The sequence below is a fragment of the Bacillus sp. SH5-2 genome, assembly GCF_008368905.1.
Lineage (GTDB): Bacteria > Bacillota > Bacilli > Bacillales > Bacillaceae_G > Bacillus_A > Bacillus_A luti.
In genome coordinates this window covers 90,372-111,391 of the sequence record NZ_QOSD01000012.1, presented here as the reverse complement: position 1 = coordinate 111,391, position 21,020 = coordinate 90,372, and the positions used below count along the sequence as shown (strand labels likewise).

17 protein-coding genes are annotated in these 21,020 nt (G+C 34.7%); all 17 read right to left on the bottom strand.

From position 1 onward, the window contains the following. Positions 1-236: 236 nt before the first annotated feature. Positions 237-1,571, bottom strand: a complete 1,335-nt coding sequence (gene pgtP / locus DN410_RS09915) for an MFS transporter (RefSeq protein WP_149176351.1) — start codon at positions 1,569-1,571, stop codon at positions 237-239. Positions 1,572-1,590: 19 nt separating this feature from the next. Then, a complete protein-coding gene (locus DN410_RS09910; protein ID WP_149176350.1) occupies positions 1,591-2,625 on the bottom strand; it encodes an ABC transporter substrate-binding protein in 1,035 nt (344 codons plus the stop codon). Continuing rightward, positions 2,622-3,404, bottom strand: coding sequence for a DUF3919 family protein (locus DN410_RS09905; RefSeq protein WP_149176349.1), 783 nt, complete (start codon positions 3,402-3,404; stop codon positions 2,622-2,624). The genes DN410_RS09910 and DN410_RS09905 overlap by 4 nt, the downstream gene beginning before the upstream one ends. 66 nt (positions 3,405-3,470) lie before the next feature. Beyond that, the gene (locus DN410_RS09900) at positions 3,471-4,901 is read right to left on the bottom strand and encodes a HAMP domain-containing sensor histidine kinase (protein WP_149176348.1); all 1,431 of its coding nucleotides are present in this window, start codon (positions 4,899-4,901) and stop codon (positions 3,471-3,473) included. A gap of 11 nt (positions 4,902-4,912) precedes the next feature. Next, positions 4,913-5,584: a response regulator transcription factor gene (locus DN410_RS09895; protein WP_149176395.1), complete on the bottom strand. Its 672-nt coding sequence runs from the start codon at positions 5,582-5,584 to the stop codon at positions 4,913-4,915. A gap of 122 nt (positions 5,585-5,706) precedes the next feature. Continuing rightward, positions 5,707-6,651 carry a mannose-6-phosphate isomerase, class I gene (gene manA / locus DN410_RS09890; protein WP_149176347.1) on the bottom strand — a complete coding sequence of 315 codons (945 nt, stop codon included), beginning with the start codon at positions 6,649-6,651 and terminating at the stop codon, positions 5,707-5,709. 17 nt (positions 6,652-6,668) lie between these two features. Then, entirely contained in the window at positions 6,669-8,612 is a 1,944-nt protein-coding gene (locus tag DN410_RS09885) for a PTS fructose transporter subunit IIABC (protein ID WP_149176346.1), read from the bottom strand. Between the two features lie 146 nt (positions 8,613-8,758). Beyond that, positions 8,759-10,705, bottom strand: coding sequence for a BglG family transcription antiterminator (locus tag DN410_RS09880; RefSeq protein WP_149176345.1), 1,947 nt, complete (start codon positions 10,703-10,705; stop codon positions 8,759-8,761). A gap of 179 nt (positions 10,706-10,884) precedes the next feature. Next, positions 10,885-11,877 carry a UDP-glucose 4-epimerase GalE gene (gene galE, locus DN410_RS09875; protein WP_149176344.1) on the bottom strand — a complete coding sequence of 331 codons (993 nt, stop codon included), beginning with the start codon at positions 11,875-11,877 and terminating at the stop codon, positions 10,885-10,887. Between the two features lie 89 nt (positions 11,878-11,966). Continuing rightward, on the bottom strand, positions 11,967-12,785 hold the full coding sequence (locus tag DN410_RS09870; RefSeq protein ID WP_149176343.1) for an SGNH/GDSL hydrolase family protein: 819 nt from the start codon (positions 12,783-12,785) through the stop codon (positions 11,967-11,969). Positions 12,786-12,883: 98 nt separating this feature from the next. After that, a complete protein-coding gene (tagU, locus tag DN410_RS09865) occupies positions 12,884-13,798 on the bottom strand; it encodes a polyisoprenyl-teichoic acid--peptidoglycan teichoic acid transferase TagU (RefSeq protein ID WP_149176342.1) in 915 nt (304 codons plus the stop codon). Between the two features lie 101 nt (positions 13,799-13,899). Beyond that, positions 13,900-14,844, bottom strand: a complete 945-nt coding sequence (gene manA / locus DN410_RS09860; protein ID WP_149176341.1) for a mannose-6-phosphate isomerase, class I — start codon at positions 14,842-14,844, stop codon at positions 13,900-13,902. 31 nt (positions 14,845-14,875) lie between these two features. Beyond that, positions 14,876-15,865, bottom strand: a complete 990-nt coding sequence (locus DN410_RS09855; RefSeq protein WP_255446717.1) for a glycosyltransferase — start codon at positions 15,863-15,865, stop codon at positions 14,876-14,878. A 119-nt stretch (positions 15,866-15,984) separates the two neighbouring features. Continuing rightward, entirely contained in the window at positions 15,985-17,370 is a 1,386-nt protein-coding gene (locus DN410_RS09850; protein ID WP_149176339.1) for a sugar phosphate nucleotidyltransferase, read from the bottom strand. Positions 17,371-17,420: 50 nt separating this feature from the next. Continuing rightward, positions 17,421-18,656 (bottom strand): glycosyltransferase family 4 protein, encoded by a 1,236-nt coding sequence (locus DN410_RS09845; protein WP_149176338.1) that lies wholly within the window; start codon positions 18,654-18,656, stop codon positions 17,421-17,423. A 14-nt stretch (positions 18,657-18,670) separates the two neighbouring features. Then, positions 18,671-19,765 (bottom strand): glycosyltransferase family 4 protein, encoded by a 1,095-nt coding sequence (locus DN410_RS09840; protein WP_149176337.1) that lies wholly within the window; start codon positions 19,763-19,765, stop codon positions 18,671-18,673. A 33-nt stretch (positions 19,766-19,798) separates the two neighbouring features. Continuing rightward, positions 19,799-21,016 (bottom strand): polysaccharide pyruvyl transferase family protein, encoded by a 1,218-nt coding sequence (locus tag DN410_RS09835; RefSeq protein ID WP_149176336.1) that lies wholly within the window; start codon positions 21,014-21,016, stop codon positions 19,799-19,801. Between the last annotated feature and the right edge of the window lie 4 nt (positions 21,017-21,020).

The window sequence follows — 21,020 nt, the reverse complement described above, 5'->3', positions numbered from 1 at the left end:
TCTCTCCTTTTTATAACTTAATAGTTTAATATAAAAATTGCATAAAACTTTCTGAAAATGAATTACATATTATTACATTCTTTTTACAAAGTTTTACACATCCATTTATATTGTAACAAAAATTTCCATGATTAGAAATATGACATTATGTCTTTTAAGATAGATTTAAGGAAAGATTATCTTAATATAAGAAAAGCTATCCAAAATGATAATTGGATAGCTTTTCAGACAAAATATTACGCTACTTTAGAACCTTTTCTCTCATGTCCCATTTGAACAATCAGTAAGAACATTGTTGCTAATACACCACCTGCTAACAGTAACATGAAGCAGCCATCCCAGCCAGAACGATCAACAATAATACCAATTGCTGCGTTTGCTACGAAGCTTCCTCCCACATAACCAAACAGACCACACATACCAACCGTTGTACCTACTGCAAATTTCGGTACTAATTCCATTGCACTTAAACCAATTAAGAACTGTGGTACATAAATTAAACAACCGATAATAGAAACTGCAATACTCACAACAAGAACATTAGTTGCTTGCCAATATACGATTGTTCCAACAACAACCCCAGCCATACTCATAACACATAATGGCATACGTTTTCCTTTGAATAATTTATCGCTTAAGAAGCCAACAATTAAAGAACTCGGAATTGCCGCTGCCTCAAATATTGAATACGCTGCATGCGCTTCTGTTTTTGTAAAACCTTTAACTGTTGTTAAGTAAATTGGTACCCAGTTAATAACACCGAAACGAATTAAATAAACAAATGCATTTGCAATACATAAGAACCATACAAATTTATTTTTCACTACATATTTCATTAGAATTTCTTTTGGTGACATCTTGTTAGTATTATCTGCTTTTTCAAGATCTTCATAGTCATTACGATATTCATCAATTGGCGGAAGACCTTCAGATTCTGGTGTATCCTTCGCATTAATCCAAACAAGAACTGAAATTACCATAGCGATAATGGCTGGGAAAATAAACACGCCACCTTGCCAATGATTTTCACCAAAAATACCTACACCAATTCCAATGAATGGTGGAACAAGTAATCCACCAACGTTATGTGAAATATTCCAAAGACCTGTTTTCGTACCACGTTCTTTCTTTGAAAACCATTTCGTCATAACAATACTACAAGGGGGTGCTCCCATACCTTGTACAATACCGTTTAGAACAAGTAATGTTAAAATCATCCCAAAGGAAGATGCATAGCCGAAACAAATATTAACAAGACCAGATAAAAATAAACCTACTGCAATAAATCGTTGTGCAAAAGCCTTATCCGATAAATTCCCCATAAAGAATTTACTAAGTCCGTAAACAACAGCCATTACTGCGCCTAATAATCCAATTTGTGTCGTGCTAAATCCAAATTCATCTACTAAATACGTAGTAGATAAATTAAAGTTACTGCGAACTAAATAATAAGCAGCATATCCAACTGAAATCCCAATTAACACACGAATACGTAGTAATCGATATACACGATCAATCATATTCGCTGGCAATCGCTCAATTGCAGGTGCTGGCTTAAGCCATTTAAACATATATTTTCGTCTCCTTTTCTCACTTCTGAGAGAGACGCTGTCTATTCCATATCTCGATTATTCCACTATTTGATATACTTTGGTTCGTTCTTCTAACCGGCTGTCCTTCTATTTCTTTCTCATTCTTCGCAAACATCGTTGGTACACCAAACGAAACTTTTTCTAAAATGTGCCCCGCCTCTTCCGATAAACAATAATCAATAAATAAATCCGCAATAATACCACTCGGTGCACGCTTTAGTTTCGAAATCGCATTGACAGATAAGCCTGTTTGCTCAGGTTCGTTACTTACAATAGGAAAGCCTTGTTTTTGAAGCATTCTTTGATCTCCCATAAAATTGATGCCTATCATATATTCACCACTCGCAACAAGTTCTGCTGGTATGTAACCATTCACCGTTACTTCTCCAACTTGCTCTGCCAAGTTCTTAACATATTCCTTCGCTTCCTTTTCACCTAAAGTATCAATAAGTGATTGAAACAACGTATATGCTGTACCTGAAACATTTGGATCGGGCATGACAATCTTTCCCTTATATACTGGATTTAATAAATCTTGCCACCTTGATGGATAAGGAAGTCCGAGCGATGCTATTTCTTCATTCCACCGCTCTTTATTAATCGCAATTGCCAGTTTCTCCACTTCATAACCGTACCAATAACCGTCTTTATCTTTCACAGTCTTCGAAATACGATTCGCATGCTGGCTCGTAACAGGAATAGAAAGGTTCTGTTGCTTCATCATTTGATGCGCATCTACTGTACCACCAATAATAATATCTGCTTTCGGATTTCCAGCTTCCTCTTCCACTCTCCGAAGAAGCTCTTCCGTCGAAAGGCGAATAAACTCATACGTACATCCGCGCGGTTTACAAAATGACGAAAGCAAAGCCTCACCAACTTCCTCGCGGGCTGCTACATATGCAACAAGATGACGATCATCCAAAATAGGGAGACCATTTTTATTATATTTAATAGAGGTTGTATCTCGAGAGCAACTAGACATCGCTCCTCCGAATATTAGCAAAAAGAAGAAAAGGGCTATCTTTCTCATGATACATTCTCCTTTACGAGTAAATCTGCTAGGGAGCCCTTCATATACATGACATTCCCGTTATTATCACCGAGATATTGCACAACAAAGTACGTTGGATACACAGAAATCGTAAGAATATCTTCACGCTCATTCTTTATACGCTTACCTGTCTTATAAGCGGTAATATAAGCAATTGGTTCATTCTGTGATTGTAATAATTTCTGTATTTCTCCGTAATCTGTAATTTGCTTTGCGTACCGAATCGAATCAAGTATGTGCGTAAGATCCATCGCACGTTCTACATCACCTTGGCGGACGACGACATCCTTTGCTGAAGCAAAGAAATCGCTAATACGCTCTGGCGTGTAATACAGGCTTAACAAATACGTTTGAAGTGCTGAAATCATCGGATCCATACCATTCTTTCCGTATACGTTCGCCTCATACTGGAACAAGTCACCTACTGCAAAAGTACGCTTATGTCCATTCAAGTACGTTACTTCTCCAGTAAATACTTGTTCTTGGCTCTTAACATCCCTCGGCTCTATTCGAATTCGGTCAAAGAATGAAACAATCGTATGTAAACGAACTTCATCCGTTACAACAATTTCTCCCCACTTTTCATGCCTTACTCTTACTTCAGTTGGAAGTGATTCATTCACTCTTTGTAAAACGGCTTGTTTGTCATTTACAATTGTGATTCGATTATATATTTGCTTCTCCATAACATAAAACAAAATGAGAGAAACAATCATACAAAGGACAAACATAAGAATTTGAAATGATAGCCTTTTCATTTCTGCCTACCTCCAAGATAAAAAAACGTTGTTTCGAAAATACCGCATAATTGTTTCATAAATGTATCATTTAACCGCTTTCAAGTTTTTTATGTCTTCCATCCGCCTTGGAAGTAAGAATGTAATAAATATTGTAGTCCCTATCTCTTCACTACTCTCAATCTTCATACTTCCGCCTTGCTTATTCATAATCTCCTGACAAATATACAAACCATATCCATTCCCGTAACTAGAAGGCAGTACTTTACCTTCTGAAGATCCATCCCACTCCGCAAGCACGGCTTCATCTATACCAATACCATCATCATGAACAAAAATCTTCGCTTCATGCTCATTTACAATTACATTCATTCGTATTTGCGTAGCATCGCTATATTTTATCGCATTATCAAGCACGTTTAAGAAGATCTGTTTCGTCTTATCGAAATCCGCAACAACATGTACATCCGTTAACTCATTTATAACTTCAATCTCAAATTTCTGCAGGCGAGGTTTCACAATTGAAACTGCTTCTTCTGCCAATTCCTTTATGTTCACAACCGTAGGAGATACTTCGAACGTACTCGTTCCATATTTCGATGACTTAAGCAACTCTTCTACAAGTGATAATAACCGTTCACTTTCCACAGCCACATAACGAAGACTCTCCTGTACATCTTCCTTCGCTTGTAACTTCGGAATTAAATCAACATAACCAATAATCGCTGTTAGCGGTGTTTTCAGCTCATGCGTAATACGGTCTAAGAAATCTTTCTGTTTCTCTTTTTCTTCTTTCAATTGCTTAATATGCAGTTCAATTCCATCAGCCATCGCATTAAAGGATGCTGAAAGCTGTGCAATTTCCACATACTCGTTTAGTTCAATCTTACTTTTATAATCACCATTCGCAAGCCGCTGTGCCATTTGTCTTAATTGATCAATCGGCTTATGAAGAGACTTTGCCAAACGAATTGCAAAGAAAATACCAGTAGCCACTAGACAAAGAGACGTCATTAAAAACGTCCAACTCACATTTGTTAAAACTTCCTTCTCACCCGTTAACTCATTTATAAAACGAATACTTCCAATGACATCGTTTCCATAATAAACTGGGCTTGAAAACAAAAGAATTGGGGCCGGGTCTCCCTCTTCGAAAACATAAGATTTCTTTCCTTTCAAGGAGCTCTCAATATCAATATTTCGATGAAGTAATGCACCTTTTTGTGTATCTGCAACAACATCACCGTTCTTCCCAATCATCTGTACACGGACATCCATCCGCTTCGCTAAATAAGAAGCAATTAAAAGCGAGTTCGGACCTAACGTCTCCACCTCTGCTTCCTTCTCTAAGTAATTCATCGTATAAATTTGTGCTTCTACACTTAACTTTTCTAAAGAATCTGCTGCGTTATGATACATATTCTTTTCTAACGTAATATAAACAACCGCGTACAAAAGAACAAGAATCGGGATTAAAAGCCCAACTATCCCAAATACCATATTTCGTTTCAACGACATATCATCACCACTTAACAATCCAGCTTATAGCCAACGCCATAAATTGTTTTAATATACTCCCCGCTCGTACCAAGCTTCTTCCTAAGTCTTTGCACCATAATATCAACCGCTCTCGTATTTCCGATATACTCAAAACCCCATACTTTCTCAAGCAACTCATCTCTCATAAATACACGCTGCGGATTCGAAACAAACAGCTGACATAAATTAAACTCCCGGTACGTTAACTGAATTTCTTGTCCACTAACATGTAATTTTCTTTCCTTAGGACAAATGATTAACTCCCCGGCTCGAATTACCTCGTGACTTACAGCTACCTCCTCCTTCTTCACACGTCTGCTCATATTCTTCACACGAAGAATAAGCTCCGCATAATTGAAAGGTTTCGTCACATAATCATCCGCACCAAGTTGCAGGCCAAGCAATTTATCATTCATCTGACTCTTTGCAGTTAACATGAGTACTGGAATATCCCTATCCTTCTCACGGAACAAACGAAGCAACTCATACCCATCTGTATCTGGAAGCATAACATCCAAAATCAATACATCTGGTCCTTCATTCCATTTCTCTACGGCTTCTCTTCCGTCAGCTGCTGTCAACACTTCATACCCTTCCATCTCTAACTGCATACGAATCAAATTACGAATACTCGATTCATCATCAACTACAAGTATTTTCATCATTTTCCTCCCTCCGTTCTGTATTATAGTACAGTTTAGTATAGCAAAAATCGTACAAAAAAAGAGCGAGTATTGTCGAACATATTTTGTCGACGATACTCGCTCCTGTTATATTTTATCTCTTATACGCTCGCAATAATAAATTCAGCACGTCCTACAACTCTATATTCCCCAAAATTACTTGGTAATATGAAATGATCTCCTTGTTCAAATCGATACTTTTCAGTCCCATGTACCAATTCTCCTTCGCCATCTATTACACTTATAAGAAGAAATGAATTTTTTTGCGTTAAGTTAACTACTCCATCTAATTCCCATTTTTCCACCGAAAAATAAGAGCATTCAATAAATTTTGTTACATGTAAATCTTCTATTACGTCATATTGAATAGTTTGTTGATTTGAAACAAAGGGTGTCTCCATTACTTCCATACTTTTCTCAAGATGGAGTTCACGCAAATTCCCCTCTGAATCTCTTCTATTATAATCATATAATCGATAAGTAGTATCAGAGTTTTGTTGCGTTTCTAATATTAAAATACCTTCACCAATTGCATGAACCGTTCCGCTTGGAACAAAGAAGAAATCCCCTGGCTTCACTTTTACACGTTGTAATAGCTTGTCCCATCCTTCTTGTTCAACCATATCTACTAGTTCATCTTTTGTTTTCGCATGATGCCCATAAATAATCTCAGCACCTTCTTTACAATCAATGACATACCAACATTCAGTCTTTCCCAACTCACCATTTTCATTTATACGTGCATATTCATCATTCGGATGTACTTGAACAGATAAGTCACGATTTGCATCTAAAATTTTTGTAAGAAGAGGGAAGCGATCCCCCTCAATATTCCCAAATAATTCTCTATGATTGTTCCACAATTGTCCTAAAGATAAACCTTTATACTTTCCAGTCTTAACTACACTTTGTCCGTTCTGATGTGCAGCAAACGCCCAACATTCTCCCGTTTGTTCTGATGGTATTTCATATCCGAAAGAAGTTAATTTCGTACCACCCCAAATTCTTTCTTTAAAAATGGGTGCAAAAAATAACGGTTCTGTCATGATTAAAATCCTCCATTTTATACGATGTCATCTAATAACTTATGTGCTTCCTCTTTCGTTTGGACAGATATTAATCTCTCTCTATAACTATCATCCATAAGTTTTCGTGAAAGCATTTGAAGAATCTTCAAGTGCTCATTTCCTTCGCTCTCTTTTGGAACTGCAATCATAAATATTAACTTTGCATCCGTTCCGTCTAAACTTTTCCAATCTATCCCCGATTGTTTAATTCCAAATACAACACTCGGTTTTTTTACTGCATCCGACTTTCCATGAGGAATCGCAATATTCATTCCAATACCTGTACTGCTCTCTGCTTCGCGACTCATAATAGCTTGCTTAAATTCTGAATCAGAATGTAAAACACCTACAGCATTTAATTTCCCAATCATTTCATCAATAATATCGTCACGTGTCTCTCCTACTAAATTAATATCAATAAGCTCCAGACTCGTTATATCTGTTAACTTCTTAATTTCAACTTTTTCATCTTTCTTTTCTATTACTTGCTCTTGAACTTCCGCTACTTCCTTCGTCGCTGACACTTCTTTCATTTCCTGCGTTTCTTCAACTTTTGAAATATCTTTCTTTAATACATTCACAATAACCGCTGTAACAAGAGAACCTACAATAATAGCAACGAAGAACATAAATACGTTATCTACCGCTCCTAGTACCGCAACAATCGGTCCACCATGTGCTACTCTATCCCCTACATTACCAATCATTGCAATAACAGCACCTGTCATCGAACCGGCCATAATACTTGGAATAACACGTAATGGATCCTGCGCTGCAAAAGGAATAGCTCCTTCTGTAATACCGAATAAGCCCATCGTAAATGAGGCTTTCCCCATTTCCTTTTCAGACTCTTGGAACTTTCTCTTTCCTATAAATGTAGCAAGTCCCATCCCAATTGGTGGAATACAAATTGCTGCTGCGATCGGTCCCATAATTTCATAATTTCCTTCTCCAATCATTGCAGAACCAAATAAGAATGCCACTTTATTTACTGGACCACCCATATCAAATGAAATCATTGCACCTAAGATTAATGCTAAAAGAATTGAACTTGAACCTTGCATACCCGCTAACCAAGCTGTTAACGATTCAAATACTTGTGCTACAGGAGCACCGATAATAAATACAAATGCTAAACCAACAATAAGTGATGTAAATACCGGTATAATAATAATCGGCATAATTGGCTGAATCGCTTTTGGCACTTTTAACTTTTTAATGCCTAAAGCTACATAACCAGCTAAGAAACCTGCGATAATTCCACCTAGGAAACCAGCCCCACTCTCACTACCATAGAAACTTCCAGTTGCTGCAATATATCCGCCAATCATACCAGGAACAAGTCCAGGTTTATCAGCTATACTGTAAGCAATATAACCAGCTAGAATTGGAACCATAAATGCAAATGAAGCTCCACCTATTTGCTCAATTGTTTTCCAAAAAGAACCCTCTGGTATTACTAAACCACCAGGAGTTTTCTCACCGCCAAGTGTCAATGCAATTGCAATTAATAATCCACCTACAACAATGAAGGGAACCATGAATGATACACCATTCATTAAATGACGGTATATAGGATTTTGCTTTTTACCTTGTGAATCATCTCCTGCTTCTTTCACATCTGAATGATAAACAGGAACATTACCATCTACTACTTTTTGAATGAGTTCCTCTGGTTTACGAATACCATCTTTAACTCCTACAACTAATAGCTTTTTACCTATAAATCTATCTTTATTTACAGCACGATCTGCCGCTATAATAATGCCATCTGCTTCACGAATCTCTTGCTCAGTAAGTTCATTTTCAACACCTATACCACCTTGTGTTTCAACTTTCATTTGAATTCCTAATTTATCCGCTGCTTTTTGTAAATTTTCTGCAGCCATATACGTATGGGCAATCCCATTCGGACACGATGTAATCGCTAGTACTTTCATTTAAATCCTCCTTAAACCCATTATGTAAGCGCCTACATATAATATATATCAATATTCGATTCATAAAAGTTTTCTTTTTTACCGTAATCTCCGGAAAAAACATTATTTTACCGAAGCAAACAAAAAAGTAAGGCTTCTCGCCTTACCTATTCATATCTTAAATAAGATAAAAACTTCATTATATTCGTTTCCTTTATAAGCTTTTGAACAAAAACAGGTTGTTCACTTATAAAGGACAACTCATGAAATAATTGTTTCGTAACTTCCTTACCATCACTCTTAACCGCTAACATAAATACGAGCGATACCTTTTCTACTCCCCAGTCCAATGGCTCCCTAAGCGTAGCAACTGCAATTACAGATTGTTTAATTAGCTTAGGACTTCCGTGCGGGATGGCAACTCCTGCGCCAATTGTTGTTGCTGACATTCTATCTCTAGCAATCGCATTTTCAATATACTCTTTCTCTACATATCCCTTTTCATAAAGAGATCTCGCTAATCTTTCTATTAATTCGTAACGATGTTCTACTTCTTGTTGTAAAAAGACTAAAAAAGGAGTCGTGTAATTCAATAACACAAAGTCCTTATTCGCATTAGACGGCAGTTCATCTAATTTCTTCATAAAATCTTCTAATTTACTTTCTTCACTCCGCTCTAATAAAGGAGATACAACACAATGAGGAATCTTTAAATGCGGAAGATCTATCGTGGAAATGATAAGCTCTACCTTTTTATTTTTCATTAAATATTCTTCTAAATCGGACTTTGCGATACAATCCATCACATGGACATGACGGAATTTCCTTTCAATTTTTGTCCGTAATAATTGCGACATCCCTATCCCCATATGGCAAACAATAATCACATTTTTTGATACCTTTTTATCACTCAACCGCTCCATCGCCGCCTGAAAATGCAAAGTAAGATAAGCCGCTTCTTCCTCTGGAATTTGTAAGCTTAACAATTTATTAATATCATCCAGCTCATGGATTAACATATCAAACATATACGGATACATTCGCTTAATTTCATGGAGCATCGGGTTTGAGACAGAAAGATCATATTGCAAACGATTTAATGTCGTATACAAATGCATCTGTAATCCCTCTAATAAAAATGGGTCCTCCCCGAAATCGATTTCATTCACCATAGACATCCGCTCTATTAAATGCGATACAACTTGTAAAAGCACAGGATTACTCACATTTAACTTATTTCTTTCCCATTCATCTTGATAGCGAAATTTCCCGCCTAAAATATGAATAGCTAAATAAGCTACTTCTTCTTCAGTAAAATGGATCGTAAATACAAATTCTAGCCTTGTTAAAAAATCTAACGTCCAACCATACTCTTTCGTCTCTCGCACAACGTTCAAATCATCTTTAGACATTGAAATTGGTTGTTTCAACTTCATCCTCCGCACCATGATTAACGTATGCAATAAAAGATTTTCTAACGTATCATCTGTAAAAAATGTAGCATATCTTTTTTGTAACGCTTTCAATTCAGTCATTACGAATTCAATTTCATGATACAAAAATTGCTTTTTAATAAATTGATTCATTAATTCCTGATTATGAATTAAATCTGACAGTTTAGCTAATGCTTTCCTCTTACTTCTCTCATCACTCTCTACCGTTAATCCTATCCTCTGCTTTACAATTAAATCTAATCCCAGTTCCTCAAGCCAATTTTCAATTCTATCTAAATCTTTCTTAATCGTAGCTCGATTAACAAAATACTGCTCAGCAAGTTCCTGCACAGTAACTGATTTAACATTCATCAACAAGCTATAAGCAATTTGTAACACCCTATCCTCATCTGATTCATAGCTTATTTCTTGCCTTACAGCATATAATCTATTGAACAAACTGGACTTATCATACTCCTTAACTTCCAAACTCACACCTAAACCTGGTTTCCGAATAAGAAGAGCGTCTGAATATCTTTCTAAATACTCCTCAATCACCTTAAAATCATTACGAATCGTCTTCTCCGAACACCCTACCCTATCAGCAAGCTCCTGCACTAACAAGTACTCATTAGACTCAGATAATAAAACTTTTAAAATTTCCTCTTGTCTTTTATTCATCCGCCTCACCTGTTTCTTCAATCCTTTGTACCCAGTATGTTACTAACTTCGTGCATTTATCATAACATATTAGCGAATTTCAGAATCTGAGGATTTTATTGTTTGGAATTTGTTCATTTTTACATAAACAAAAAAACCTCAAAAGTAGTTAAAAACTACTTTTGAGGTTTAAAAAATCATTACTTTTCATACCCATTAGGTTTCTTCTGATGCCAATTCCAAGCATGCTCAATGATTGTCTTCACATTTACATACTGTGGATCCCAACCTAACTTCTCTTTCGCTTTCTGAGAAGAAGCAACTAAACGTGCTGGGTCTCCTGCACGGCGCGGTGCTACCTCAGCTGGAATTTCATGATTTGTAACTTCACGAACTGCATCAACGATTTCTTTTACACTGAAACCATTACCATTTCCTAAGTTATAAAAATCACTTTCTCCGCCGTTCTGTAGGTCTTTAAGCCCTAAGAAATGAGCCGCTACTAAATCTTCAACGTGAATGTAATCACGGATACATGTACCATCTGGTGTATTATAATCATCACCAAACATCATAATCTTCTCACGTTGACCTAACGCCACTTGCAACACAAGAGGAATTAAATGCGTCTCTGGACGGTGATCCTCCCCAATAATACCATTTGGAGTTGCACCAGCCACGTTAAAGTATCTGAAAATCTTATAACGTAAATTAGAAGCTTGGCTATACCAATGAAGCATCTTCTCGATTGCTAACTTCGTCTCTCCATACGTATTCGTTGGATTTGTCATCGTTTCCTCAGTAATAAGATCTACATCTACCTCACCATACGTCGCCGCAGTAGAAGAGAAAATAAACTTATCTACCTTAAACTCATCCATTACCTCTAATAAGCAAAGTGCACCATACACGTTGTTATTATAATATTGAAGAGGCTTCTCCATACTAACCCCAACTAAAGAATCAGCTGCGAAATGCATAACTGCCTCAATACTTTCTTTTGTAAAAACATCTCTTAAAAATGCTTTATCACGAAGGTCACCATTATAAAACTTCGCGCCTTCCGTAATCGCATCTTCATGACCTGTTTGTAAGTTATCTACCACTACTACAGATAGACCTTCGTCTACTAATTTTTTCACAGCGTGAGAACCGATGTAGCCAGCTCCACCGCAGATTAGAATTGAATTCATTGTCTTCCTCCTACATATATTAGGATTTCTTACTCACTTTCTTATTATAAAAGGTATACGATTGCTCGTATACCTTTTGTGTACCTTTATTACTTAGCAACAAAATAATCCGTTACATATTGTGCCCAAACTTCATGACCTTTAGCACTTGGGAAACCAAACTCTTCTTGTAAGTAAGGTAAAATAGCCTTCGTTGTTGCATCAGGCCATGCTGCCCAATGATCCACATATGTATAACCATTTTGCGTCGCAAATTGTTTCAATGCTTCAATCGCTTTCGGATAATTCTTCGCGCCATACACTGGGTTTGATGGTTGAATCATAATTGTAGCGCCTTTTGCACTAGTAGAAAGTGCTTGAACAAACTTCTGTGTATTTACAACAGAGTTTCCATTACCACTTTTACCATTGTCCGTAATAAATGGTGGCTCAAATAAAATCACATCTGGATTGTCTTTCGCAATCTCTTTATCACGTTTATTCGAGATTAATTCTTCTGTACTTTCACCCTTATATTCCTTAACTGTCACATTCCATAAACCCTTACCATAAGCAGTTTCTAAATTAGCCGTAAACTTAGCTACCCAAGCATCTTTTTCAGATGAAGAAGCTTCATCACCAACAATAACAAGATTCACTTTCTTTTTATCTGCAGCTGCTTTCTTCAACTTCTCTTTCACTTCATCTGGTAAATTCTTCGCATATGCTTCATTAAAAGATGACTTCGCATCTTGCTTCTTCTCTTCTTTCTTCGCTCCGCTATCTTTCACTTCAGCCTTTGTGTTCGTTACTTCACTCGTATGCCCTGTCGCATTCGCAACCTTCTTGTTCCAGTATAATTTACCACTCACAATCGAAGCGACAAACAATACAAAAGTCACAAGGACAAGTACTGCTTTCTTATTCATCGATTCACCTCATCTATTAATCTCACAATATATAATACTAATATAAATCTAAGCAAAAATAAACCCAACTCCTTCCAAAGGAGTCGGGTTATTACATATTACTTATTCAATTCAAGATGTGCTCTTAACTTATTCGTTAAATCTTGTTTTGCTGCATCTGGAACATAGTAGTACCAAATACCATCAGCGGCTTTATGACCGTCACCTGGTATTTGAATTTCTTCGCTGTTTTGCAAGCAATCCTTATAGTTCTTTTGAATATCAAACATTTGATCTTGCGTTAAACTTGTTTTAACGTTTTTCTCAATCGCCTTTAATACATCACCGTAGCTTGCTAGAGAAGATACACTTGCACCTTTTTTAATTACAGCTTGAATAACTTGACGTTGACGCATTTGACGACCGAAGTCACCACGTGGGTCATTATATCTCATACGAGTATATTTTAGAGCTTGCTCCCCATTTAAGTGAATATCTCCTTTTGAGAAATGCATACCTTCTTGTACAAATTCTAAATCGTTATAAACATCAATTCCACCAACAGCATCTACAATATCTTTAAAACCTTCCATATTAACTTCAATATAATGATCAACCGGTACATTTAAAAAGTTTTCTACTGTTTTTACAGACATATCAATCCCACCAAAAGCATAAGCGTGATTAATTTTGTCTTTCTTTCCTTTACCAACAATTTCTGTGTAAGAATCACGTGGGATACTAGTGATTTTCATTGACTTTGTTTTAGGGTTTAGTGTGAATAGCATTAAGGAATCTGAACGTCCCTGATCTTCACCACGTTGATCTACACCCATCATTAATATTGAAATGGGCTTTTTATCCGATACGTTTACTTTTTCTGAACGTTTATCAGATTTATCGCGATCTAACGGCTTATGAACGGCATCTAATGTGTTTGATACATTAGAATATACATAGTATGCATACGCTCCTCCTGCAATTACAAGAAAACCTATTATACCTAAAATCCAAAATAAAATTTTCTTTTTCATATTTTTACCCTCTTTATCAATATTTATAAATAACGCAATAATTTTACACTACTAATTATATTACCTTAAGACTGACTACAAACAAAGGAGAATTTATTATTCTACAGATGAGATACAATAGCAGCAATATTTCCTTTTATAACAAAGTTTCCAATTGTTATTGGTAAAATAAAGTGATCACCCTTTTTAATAGAAAACTCACCATCAATAGTAACCAGCGTCCCCTCTCCTTCAATTACACTCACTAATTGAAAGATTTCCCTTTGTTGAAATGATGCTTCCTCTTCAATTTCCCATTTATATACGGAAAAATATGCTTCATGCACATATGTTGTAATTAACGCACCATTTCTCTCAATAGTTTCTGGTTGAACTTGATGATCTTTATGAGGAATTCTTGCAACTTGAATTGCCTTATCTAAATGCAACTCTCGTTTCTTACCATTCGTATCTATTCGATCATAATCGTATACTCTATATGTGGTATCAGAACTTTGCTGTGTTTCTAGTACTACTGTACCTTCACAAAGAGCATGAATAGTTCCACTTGGTACATAGAAAAAATCACCTGGTTTAATGGAAACTCTGCGCAGTAAATCTCCCCAATTTCCATCTTTAATCATCTCTTCAAATTCTAATTTTGTAGAAGCATTATGACCATACACTAATTGAGCATCTTCTTTACAGTCAATAATGTACCAACACTCTGTTTTTCCAAGTTCACCATTCTCATAAACTTTTGCAAATTCATCATTTGGATGTACTTGTACAGATAAATCCTTATTAGCATCTAGTACCTTTGTTAATAATGGAAATTTCTCTGACGGACATACTCCAAACAAATGCTTCTCATCTCTCCATAATTGTTCAAGGGTTTTCCCCACGTATAGTCCCTCTCTCACAACACTCATCCCATTTGGATGAGCTGAAATCCCCCAGCATTCTCCAATGAATTCTGAGGATAAATCATAATTGAAATTTCCTAGTGATTTCCCTCCCCAAATTCTTTCTTGAAGAACAGGTTGTAAAAATAACGGTGATTTCATTCTTGTATAAAACCTTCTTTCCTACTAAAAGTTACGATATAGCAAATTCAAAAATATGAGATATAATATTATGAACTTCATTTTGATATGTAGAATTCTGGGTATCCATGTACCTTTCGATATCTATACTTTGTAGCTCTTCCCAAGTAATTAAATTACATAAATTATTATCCTTTAAAAATTGGATCGTATTTTGATCCTCACTTATACCTTTTCTATTAATAATTAATAGCGGTTTATTTTGAAGAATTGCTTCACTAACTGTACCCCAACCGGCTTTTGAAATAATACAATCAGCAATTGCTACATAATTTTGTGATTCGGTATAGTTTTCGGGGATTTTATGAACGTTTTTATGCTCAATTTTCATATTATAAGACACGATAAAAATATATCTTTCATCATCCCAAAGTGGCAACTTAGTTATATCCCCCATATCAATCTTCATTCCTAATGGCATAAATATAACCTGTTTTTCACCTGTTGGATTTAACTTCTTACTTATTTCTCTTACTTCCAATGGGTTAGTTGTTCTACTATAGAAACTAAAAGAAAAAGTATTTAATCTTGCCCAATTTTCCTCATTGCTTCCAGCTAATGTATAAAAACAATCCATTTTTTTATACATATTTTTAAATAATTGAAGCATATCATCTGGAATAACATTTTTATAAGCTGTATACCACGTAAAATTGGAAATTCCTATAGATGGTACTCCCAATTTATCTGCTATTTCAAAAGCAATTGGTGAAATGTCAGAAATAATATAATCCACGGAAAAAGCACTTAAAAAATCAATTTCGTTATTAATCTTTTGAGGTAAATTCGTACAGAACTCTTCATACGATTGTTGCAATTTTTCTTTGTCTAAATCCAATGAATTTTCTTTTAGAACAAACCCAACGTCAGTCTCCACATCATGAAAAATGACCTTATCCCCATACTCATTTAATGATGCACGAATAAATTGTATTGCAAATGAATTACAAACGATAACTTGCACATCTTCTCTTCTACTCAATATTGATCTAATTAGAGCAATACACCTTGTCGCATGCCCAAATCCATATTCTGAAATATAAAAAACAAAAGTTTTCATAGATTTATCCTTAAAAAATAACAGCTAGAATATACTAGCTGTTACATAATTACTTGCGCTTGTGACTGATAATAATGTTTTAAAATATCTTCCCATCTTGTATACAGGCGAACGAAATCTGTATCTACTACTTCTTTCCCCGTTTGTACTTCGATAAATTCTAATTCACTTAATGCACGAATAGCATGTTTCTTACCAGCTGGAATATGTACAATATCGCCAGCTTTTACGCGACGGATATGATCTTCTAAAATAAGTTCCCCTTCACCGCGAATAATTGTCCATACTTCATTCCGTAAATTATGATAATGATAAGTAGAATTTTGATTTTCTTCTATACAAATTCTTTTCGTTACCATTTCTTCATTTTCGTATTTTGCGTAGTCTAGCACTTTAGACCATCCCCAAATGCGTTCTTCATACATTGGTGGCTGGTCAAATGAACCAATTAAATCTTTAATTTTTGGACTAGAAGCTTTATCCGAAACTAAAATACCATCCGGGCTAGCCGCAACAACAACATCAGAAAGTCCCACAACTGTTACTGGAACCTCTAATTCATTTACTACATGTGTATTGTAAGAATCCTCACTAATTACACCTTTACCAATTTGAGTTGTAGCCATTTCTTCAGTTAATGTATTCCAAGTCCCTAAATCTTTCCAATATCCACTGTAAGGTAAGGCAACAATGTGATTTGCCTTTTCTACAACTTCATAATCAAAACTAATTTTTGGTAAATCACTATAATGTTTAGATAAATCATGATATAAAATTGGAAGATTCTTTTCTTCCAAAATATTGATTAGATAACGTAACTTAAAGGCAAATACACCACAATTCCATAAAGCCTTTTGTTCAATTAATGTTACTGCTTTTTCCTCACTTGGTTTTTCTGTAAAACGTGATACATCAAAATATTCATATGTAGTAGATTCTTCTGTTGGTACAATATAACCATATTTAGAAGATGGATATGTTGGCTCAACCCCCATAAGAGCTAAGTCTGCATCTGAATTTTGTAATGCTATCTCTAAATCTTTTACTCTCTCAAAAAAGCTATCTTCGACGTATGGATCTACTGGTAATACAATAACTGTTTCATCTAAATTTGTATGTTGCTCAGAAAATAAAAAAGAGCTAGCAAGAGCAATTGCGGGAAATGTGTCTCGACGCTCTGGCTCAACAATTAACGGCACATTCATTCCTAACTGATTATGAATCATCTCCGTTTGCGTTTTTGACGTAGCAATAACTGCAGATTCATTTAAACCTACTGACTCTAACTGCCCCCATACACGTTGTACCATTGATTGACGTGCACCATCTTCACTTTCTAACACTTTTAAGAATTGCTTAGAGCGAGTGTCATTTGATAGTGGCCATAAACGTTTTCCTGAACCACCTGATAAAAGAATTAATTTCATTAATAATGACCTCCCAAAATATAAAAAAGACTATCTAACATAGTCTTTTTTTATAGAGATTGTAAAACTTCACTATATTTTTGAATTGAAGTTTCCTTTTTTAGATTCTTTTCTAAATAATCTCTTCCTCTTATACCCATTTCTTTTCTTTCCTGATCCTGCATACTATAAAAATGCTTAATTGCTTCTATAATTCCATTGTAATCTTGGGGTTCAACTACAACACCACAGTCACTATTTGTTATTAGTATTTCTGCTTCACTTTCTCTTTCGAGTACACCAAGAATTGGTTTTCCTGCAGCCATAACCCCATAAATTTTACTAGGAACTGAGACACCCTTAATACCTTTTTGATTAACCACTAGGTGTATATCTGCAACATTTAAAGAGTATTTTATAAACTCTTTAGGCTGGTATGGAAGGAATAGAACATTCTCTATTCCATTTTCCATCACAAAGGTTTTCATATTTTCCTTCATAGCTCCTTCACCAATAAATAAAAATACTAAATCCTCATAATGGCTAAATTCCTTAGTTATTTTAATTATATTTTCTAAATCATAAAATAACCCTATATTTCCTGAGTACATAACTATAAATTTATTGTCTAACTTATTTTCTTCAATAAACTGAGCTACCATAGGATTATCTTTATTTACTGGAACGATTTCACCTTCGTTAGTCCAGTTATTAATAACAGAATGATTTGGAACTTTTTTGCTATCAAATCGTTTTTCTAAAGTTTTAGACATATCATTCCCTACAACTATAACGTGATCAGAATAACTACAATTTATATTATCTATTTTTCTAGCAATATTAAAAATAAATTTTTTATTAGTATAACTTACAGCCTCAGCTTGTTCAGGATTAAAGTCCTGAATATTGTATACATGTTTTGATTTTTTGAAGAATTTCCCTATAGTACCAACTATCCCACCTAGGACCGGTGGTTGTGAAATAGTATAGATGATATCAACATTCCTTTGTTTTAATAATGCTATAGTAGCCAATGTGAAGTACGATAAAATATATTTCACTCTACTCACTTTTGATTTTTTATCTACTTTAGGAACACGAACGCGTACAATATTTATATTCTCTAATTTATCTTCTTCGAAGATTTTTTTTGTTTTTATATCCTCGCCAGCGTACCCTGGTTGAGCTGCAATTACTGTAATATCAAATTTATCTTGTAACTCTAAACAAAGTTCTGTCATTAATTGTCCTGTTGATGCAAAATCCGGATAAAAATAGTTAATAACAAATACAATTTTCTTTTTCATGCTCCAATTCCCTCTTAATTCCTATCGAGTATTTGTATAATCTTACCTATATAATGTTTCATTGTATATTTCTTTTGGAATCTTGATTTACTATTACTTGCGTATCTGTCTAATAAATCCTTATCATTCATAAGTTTTAAAATGCTCTGTTTTATTGATTCTATATTTCCTTGTTCAATAATAATCCCGTTATCTTCTACTAGATCAGGAATGGCTCCTCTATTTGTTGAAATAATAGGCAATCCTGCTGCCATCCCTTCAATTATTGATATGGGCTGTCCCTCAATGGGATAATTAGACGGTAGTATCATTACATGTGACTTGAGTAATAATTCCTTCTTCTCTTGTCCCGTCACAATACCTTTATATGTAATAAAAGAACCTAAATTATTTTCTTCTATACATCTCCAAATCTCATTGAATTCTTCTTGATTATGAATACCACCAGCTAAGTCCATCCTTAACTTATATCCTTCTTTAATCAAATCCATAACAGCCCTAATTAACTCAGTATATCCTTTTTCTCTCATAAGATTGCTTAAATATACAATCTTAAAGTAATCATCCTTTTGATAAGTAGTCTTGTCTTCCTCTTTTATGAAATCCTCATCTATTCCATTAGGAACTATTTCGACACACTTTACCAAACCTCTATAATTAGAAACGAGTGATTTTTCTAATACGATCCCTACATCAACATTTCCAAGCACCCTTTTAGCAAACTTAAATTCCCTATTAGATAAATTATCTAGCACATACCCTAAGTTATTTCCGTGCAAATGTGTAATTGTTTTTTGGCAAAAATGGTTTCCCAAAACTAACATAATTAAATCTCTTATTAACCCTAATCTTGTTTGTGATATTGACAAATACATGATATCAACTTTACTAAATAACAATATTCTAAACAACTTTACTATTAAAAATATATCATTAAAAATTTTTCGCACAGAAAATTTCCCTGCTTTTTTTACATTTTTTCTATTTGTATCTAAAATATTGATATTATACTTACACTTTATATCTACCGACTGGATTATAGAATTAATTGCTACACTTTCACCATGAATAGGGGGTGGTACTGGACCAATAACCAATATTTTCTTCAAGACTATTCTCCTTATTTTTTAATATACCGTGTATTATGCTTCGTTTCTGCCAATTTCCTGTATTAGTTCAGATTGAATATTTGAAATTTCTTGATGTACTTTATCTATTGGATAATTTTCACCCTCAAGTATATTAATAATTGCATTGTAAACCTCTTGTGACGAAAAATCTTGGACATCAAAAACATAATCGCCTGCACCCATTAATTCAAAAGTACCCTTTGTCTTATATTGGTAAGCAAGAGCTAATGTAGGTGTTCCGCTAGCTAAGGCAAATATTGTAGAATGCATCCTACTTCCAATAAAAACATCCATTTTCCCATATAAATTTACTAATTGTTCTGGTACATCAACTATTTTATCTAAATCTATAATAGAACATTTGTTACTACCAATTTTATTTAATAACAGTTTTGAAACTTCTACATCAGTATCCCCTTCACCCACTGTCACTTGTGGGAAAATATAAAAACTTACATTTTTGTATTTTCCAATCAATTCTTTACAGCAATCGGCGACTTTATTCACATATGACTCTATATCATTAAAATCAGAATTTTTCCTAGCAAATCTCCAATCTAAAAGCGTTAACCCCACCTTATATGTAGATCTGTCCTCCTCAATTTCTGCACATTCAACTTCTCTAGATGGCAAAATAAATCCAATATCAGGAATTTCTTTTACATTTTCCAATCCTAGGTTTCCTAAAAGTTCTGTAGTGATTCTTTCGCGACTAATAAATGTATCCACATTTTTCAATACTGTTTTTACTAACAGTTTATCAATTTTGCTTGGTAATGGGCCTACACTTTGAGGGAAAGAGATAACCTTTTTATCCATCTTCTTGGCAAGCCAAACATGAAATAAAGAATTAAGTAAGCCTACCCCTAATGGCCCTTTTCTTGATGAATAGATATAGCCTCCCCCTACACTAAATACTATATCTGCCTGTTCATAGTACCTTAAAACTTCTGCATTGCTATTAATTGAAAATCTCATATATTTTTTCAAACCATTAAAATACCGTTCTAAACTGGATTCATTTTTATTTAAGGCCCAAATTGCTGGAACTGAATGAACATCATACTCTTTATAAAAGGCTTCATTTTCTTTCCAATGAGACGACATTACATAAATTTCAGCATTTTTATCGTATTTCCTAATTAAATGAATCATTGATACAACTATCCCTGCATCCCCCCTATTATTTATAGAATAAGCATTTACAAGTAAGTATTTCTTTTTTTTCATTTTA

Bases quoted from the DNA above. Each gene is read 5' to 3' on its own strand.
- pgtP (WP_149176351.1), bottom strand. From the start codon at position 1,571: ATGTTTAAATGGCTTAAGCCAGCACCTGCAATTGAGCGATTGCCAGCG.
- DN410_RS09910 (WP_149176350.1), bottom strand. From the start codon at position 2,625: ATGAGAAAGATAGCCCTTTTCTTCTTTTTGCTAATATTCGGAGGAGCG.
- DN410_RS09905 (WP_149176349.1), bottom strand. From the start codon at position 3,404: ATGAAAAGGCTATCATTTCAAATTCTTATGTTTGTCCTTTGTATGATT.
- DN410_RS09900 (WP_149176348.1), bottom strand. From the start codon at position 4,901: ATGTCGTTGAAACGAAATATGGTATTTGGGATAGTTGGGCTTTTAATC.
- DN410_RS09895 (WP_149176395.1), bottom strand. From the start codon at position 5,584: ATGAAAATACTTGTAGTTGATGATGAATCGAGTATTCGTAATTTGATT.
- manA (WP_149176347.1), bottom strand. From the start codon at position 6,651: ATGACAGAACCGTTATTTTTTGCACCCATTTTTAAAGAAAGAATTTGG.
- DN410_RS09885 (WP_149176346.1), bottom strand. From the start codon at position 8,612: ATGAAAGTACTAGCGATTACATCGTGTCCGAATGGGATTGCCCATACG.
- DN410_RS09880 (WP_149176345.1), bottom strand. From the start codon at position 10,705: ATGAATAAAAGACAAGAGGAAATTTTAAAAGTTTTATTATCTGAGTCT.
- galE (WP_149176344.1), bottom strand. From the start codon at position 11,877: ATGAATTCAATTCTAATCTGCGGTGGAGCTGGCTACATCGGTTCTCAC.
- DN410_RS09870 (WP_149176343.1), bottom strand. From the start codon at position 12,785: ATGAATAAGAAAGCAGTACTTGTCCTTGTGACTTTTGTATTGTTTGTC.
- tagU (WP_149176342.1), bottom strand. From the start codon at position 13,798: ATGAAAAAGAAAATTTTATTTTGGATTTTAGGTATAATAGGTTTTCTT.
- manA (WP_149176341.1), bottom strand. From the start codon at position 14,844: ATGAAATCACCGTTATTTTTACAACCTGTTCTTCAAGAAAGAATTTGG.
- DN410_RS09850 (WP_149176339.1), bottom strand. From the start codon at position 17,370: ATGAAATTAATTCTTTTATCAGGTGGTTCAGGAAAACGTTTATGGCCA.
- DN410_RS09845 (WP_149176338.1), bottom strand. From the start codon at position 18,656: ATGAAAAAGAAAATTGTATTTGTTATTAACTATTTTTATCCGGATTTT.
- DN410_RS09835 (WP_149176336.1), bottom strand. From the start codon at position 21,016: ATGAAAAAAAAGAAATACTTACTTGTAAATGCTTATTCTATAAATAAT.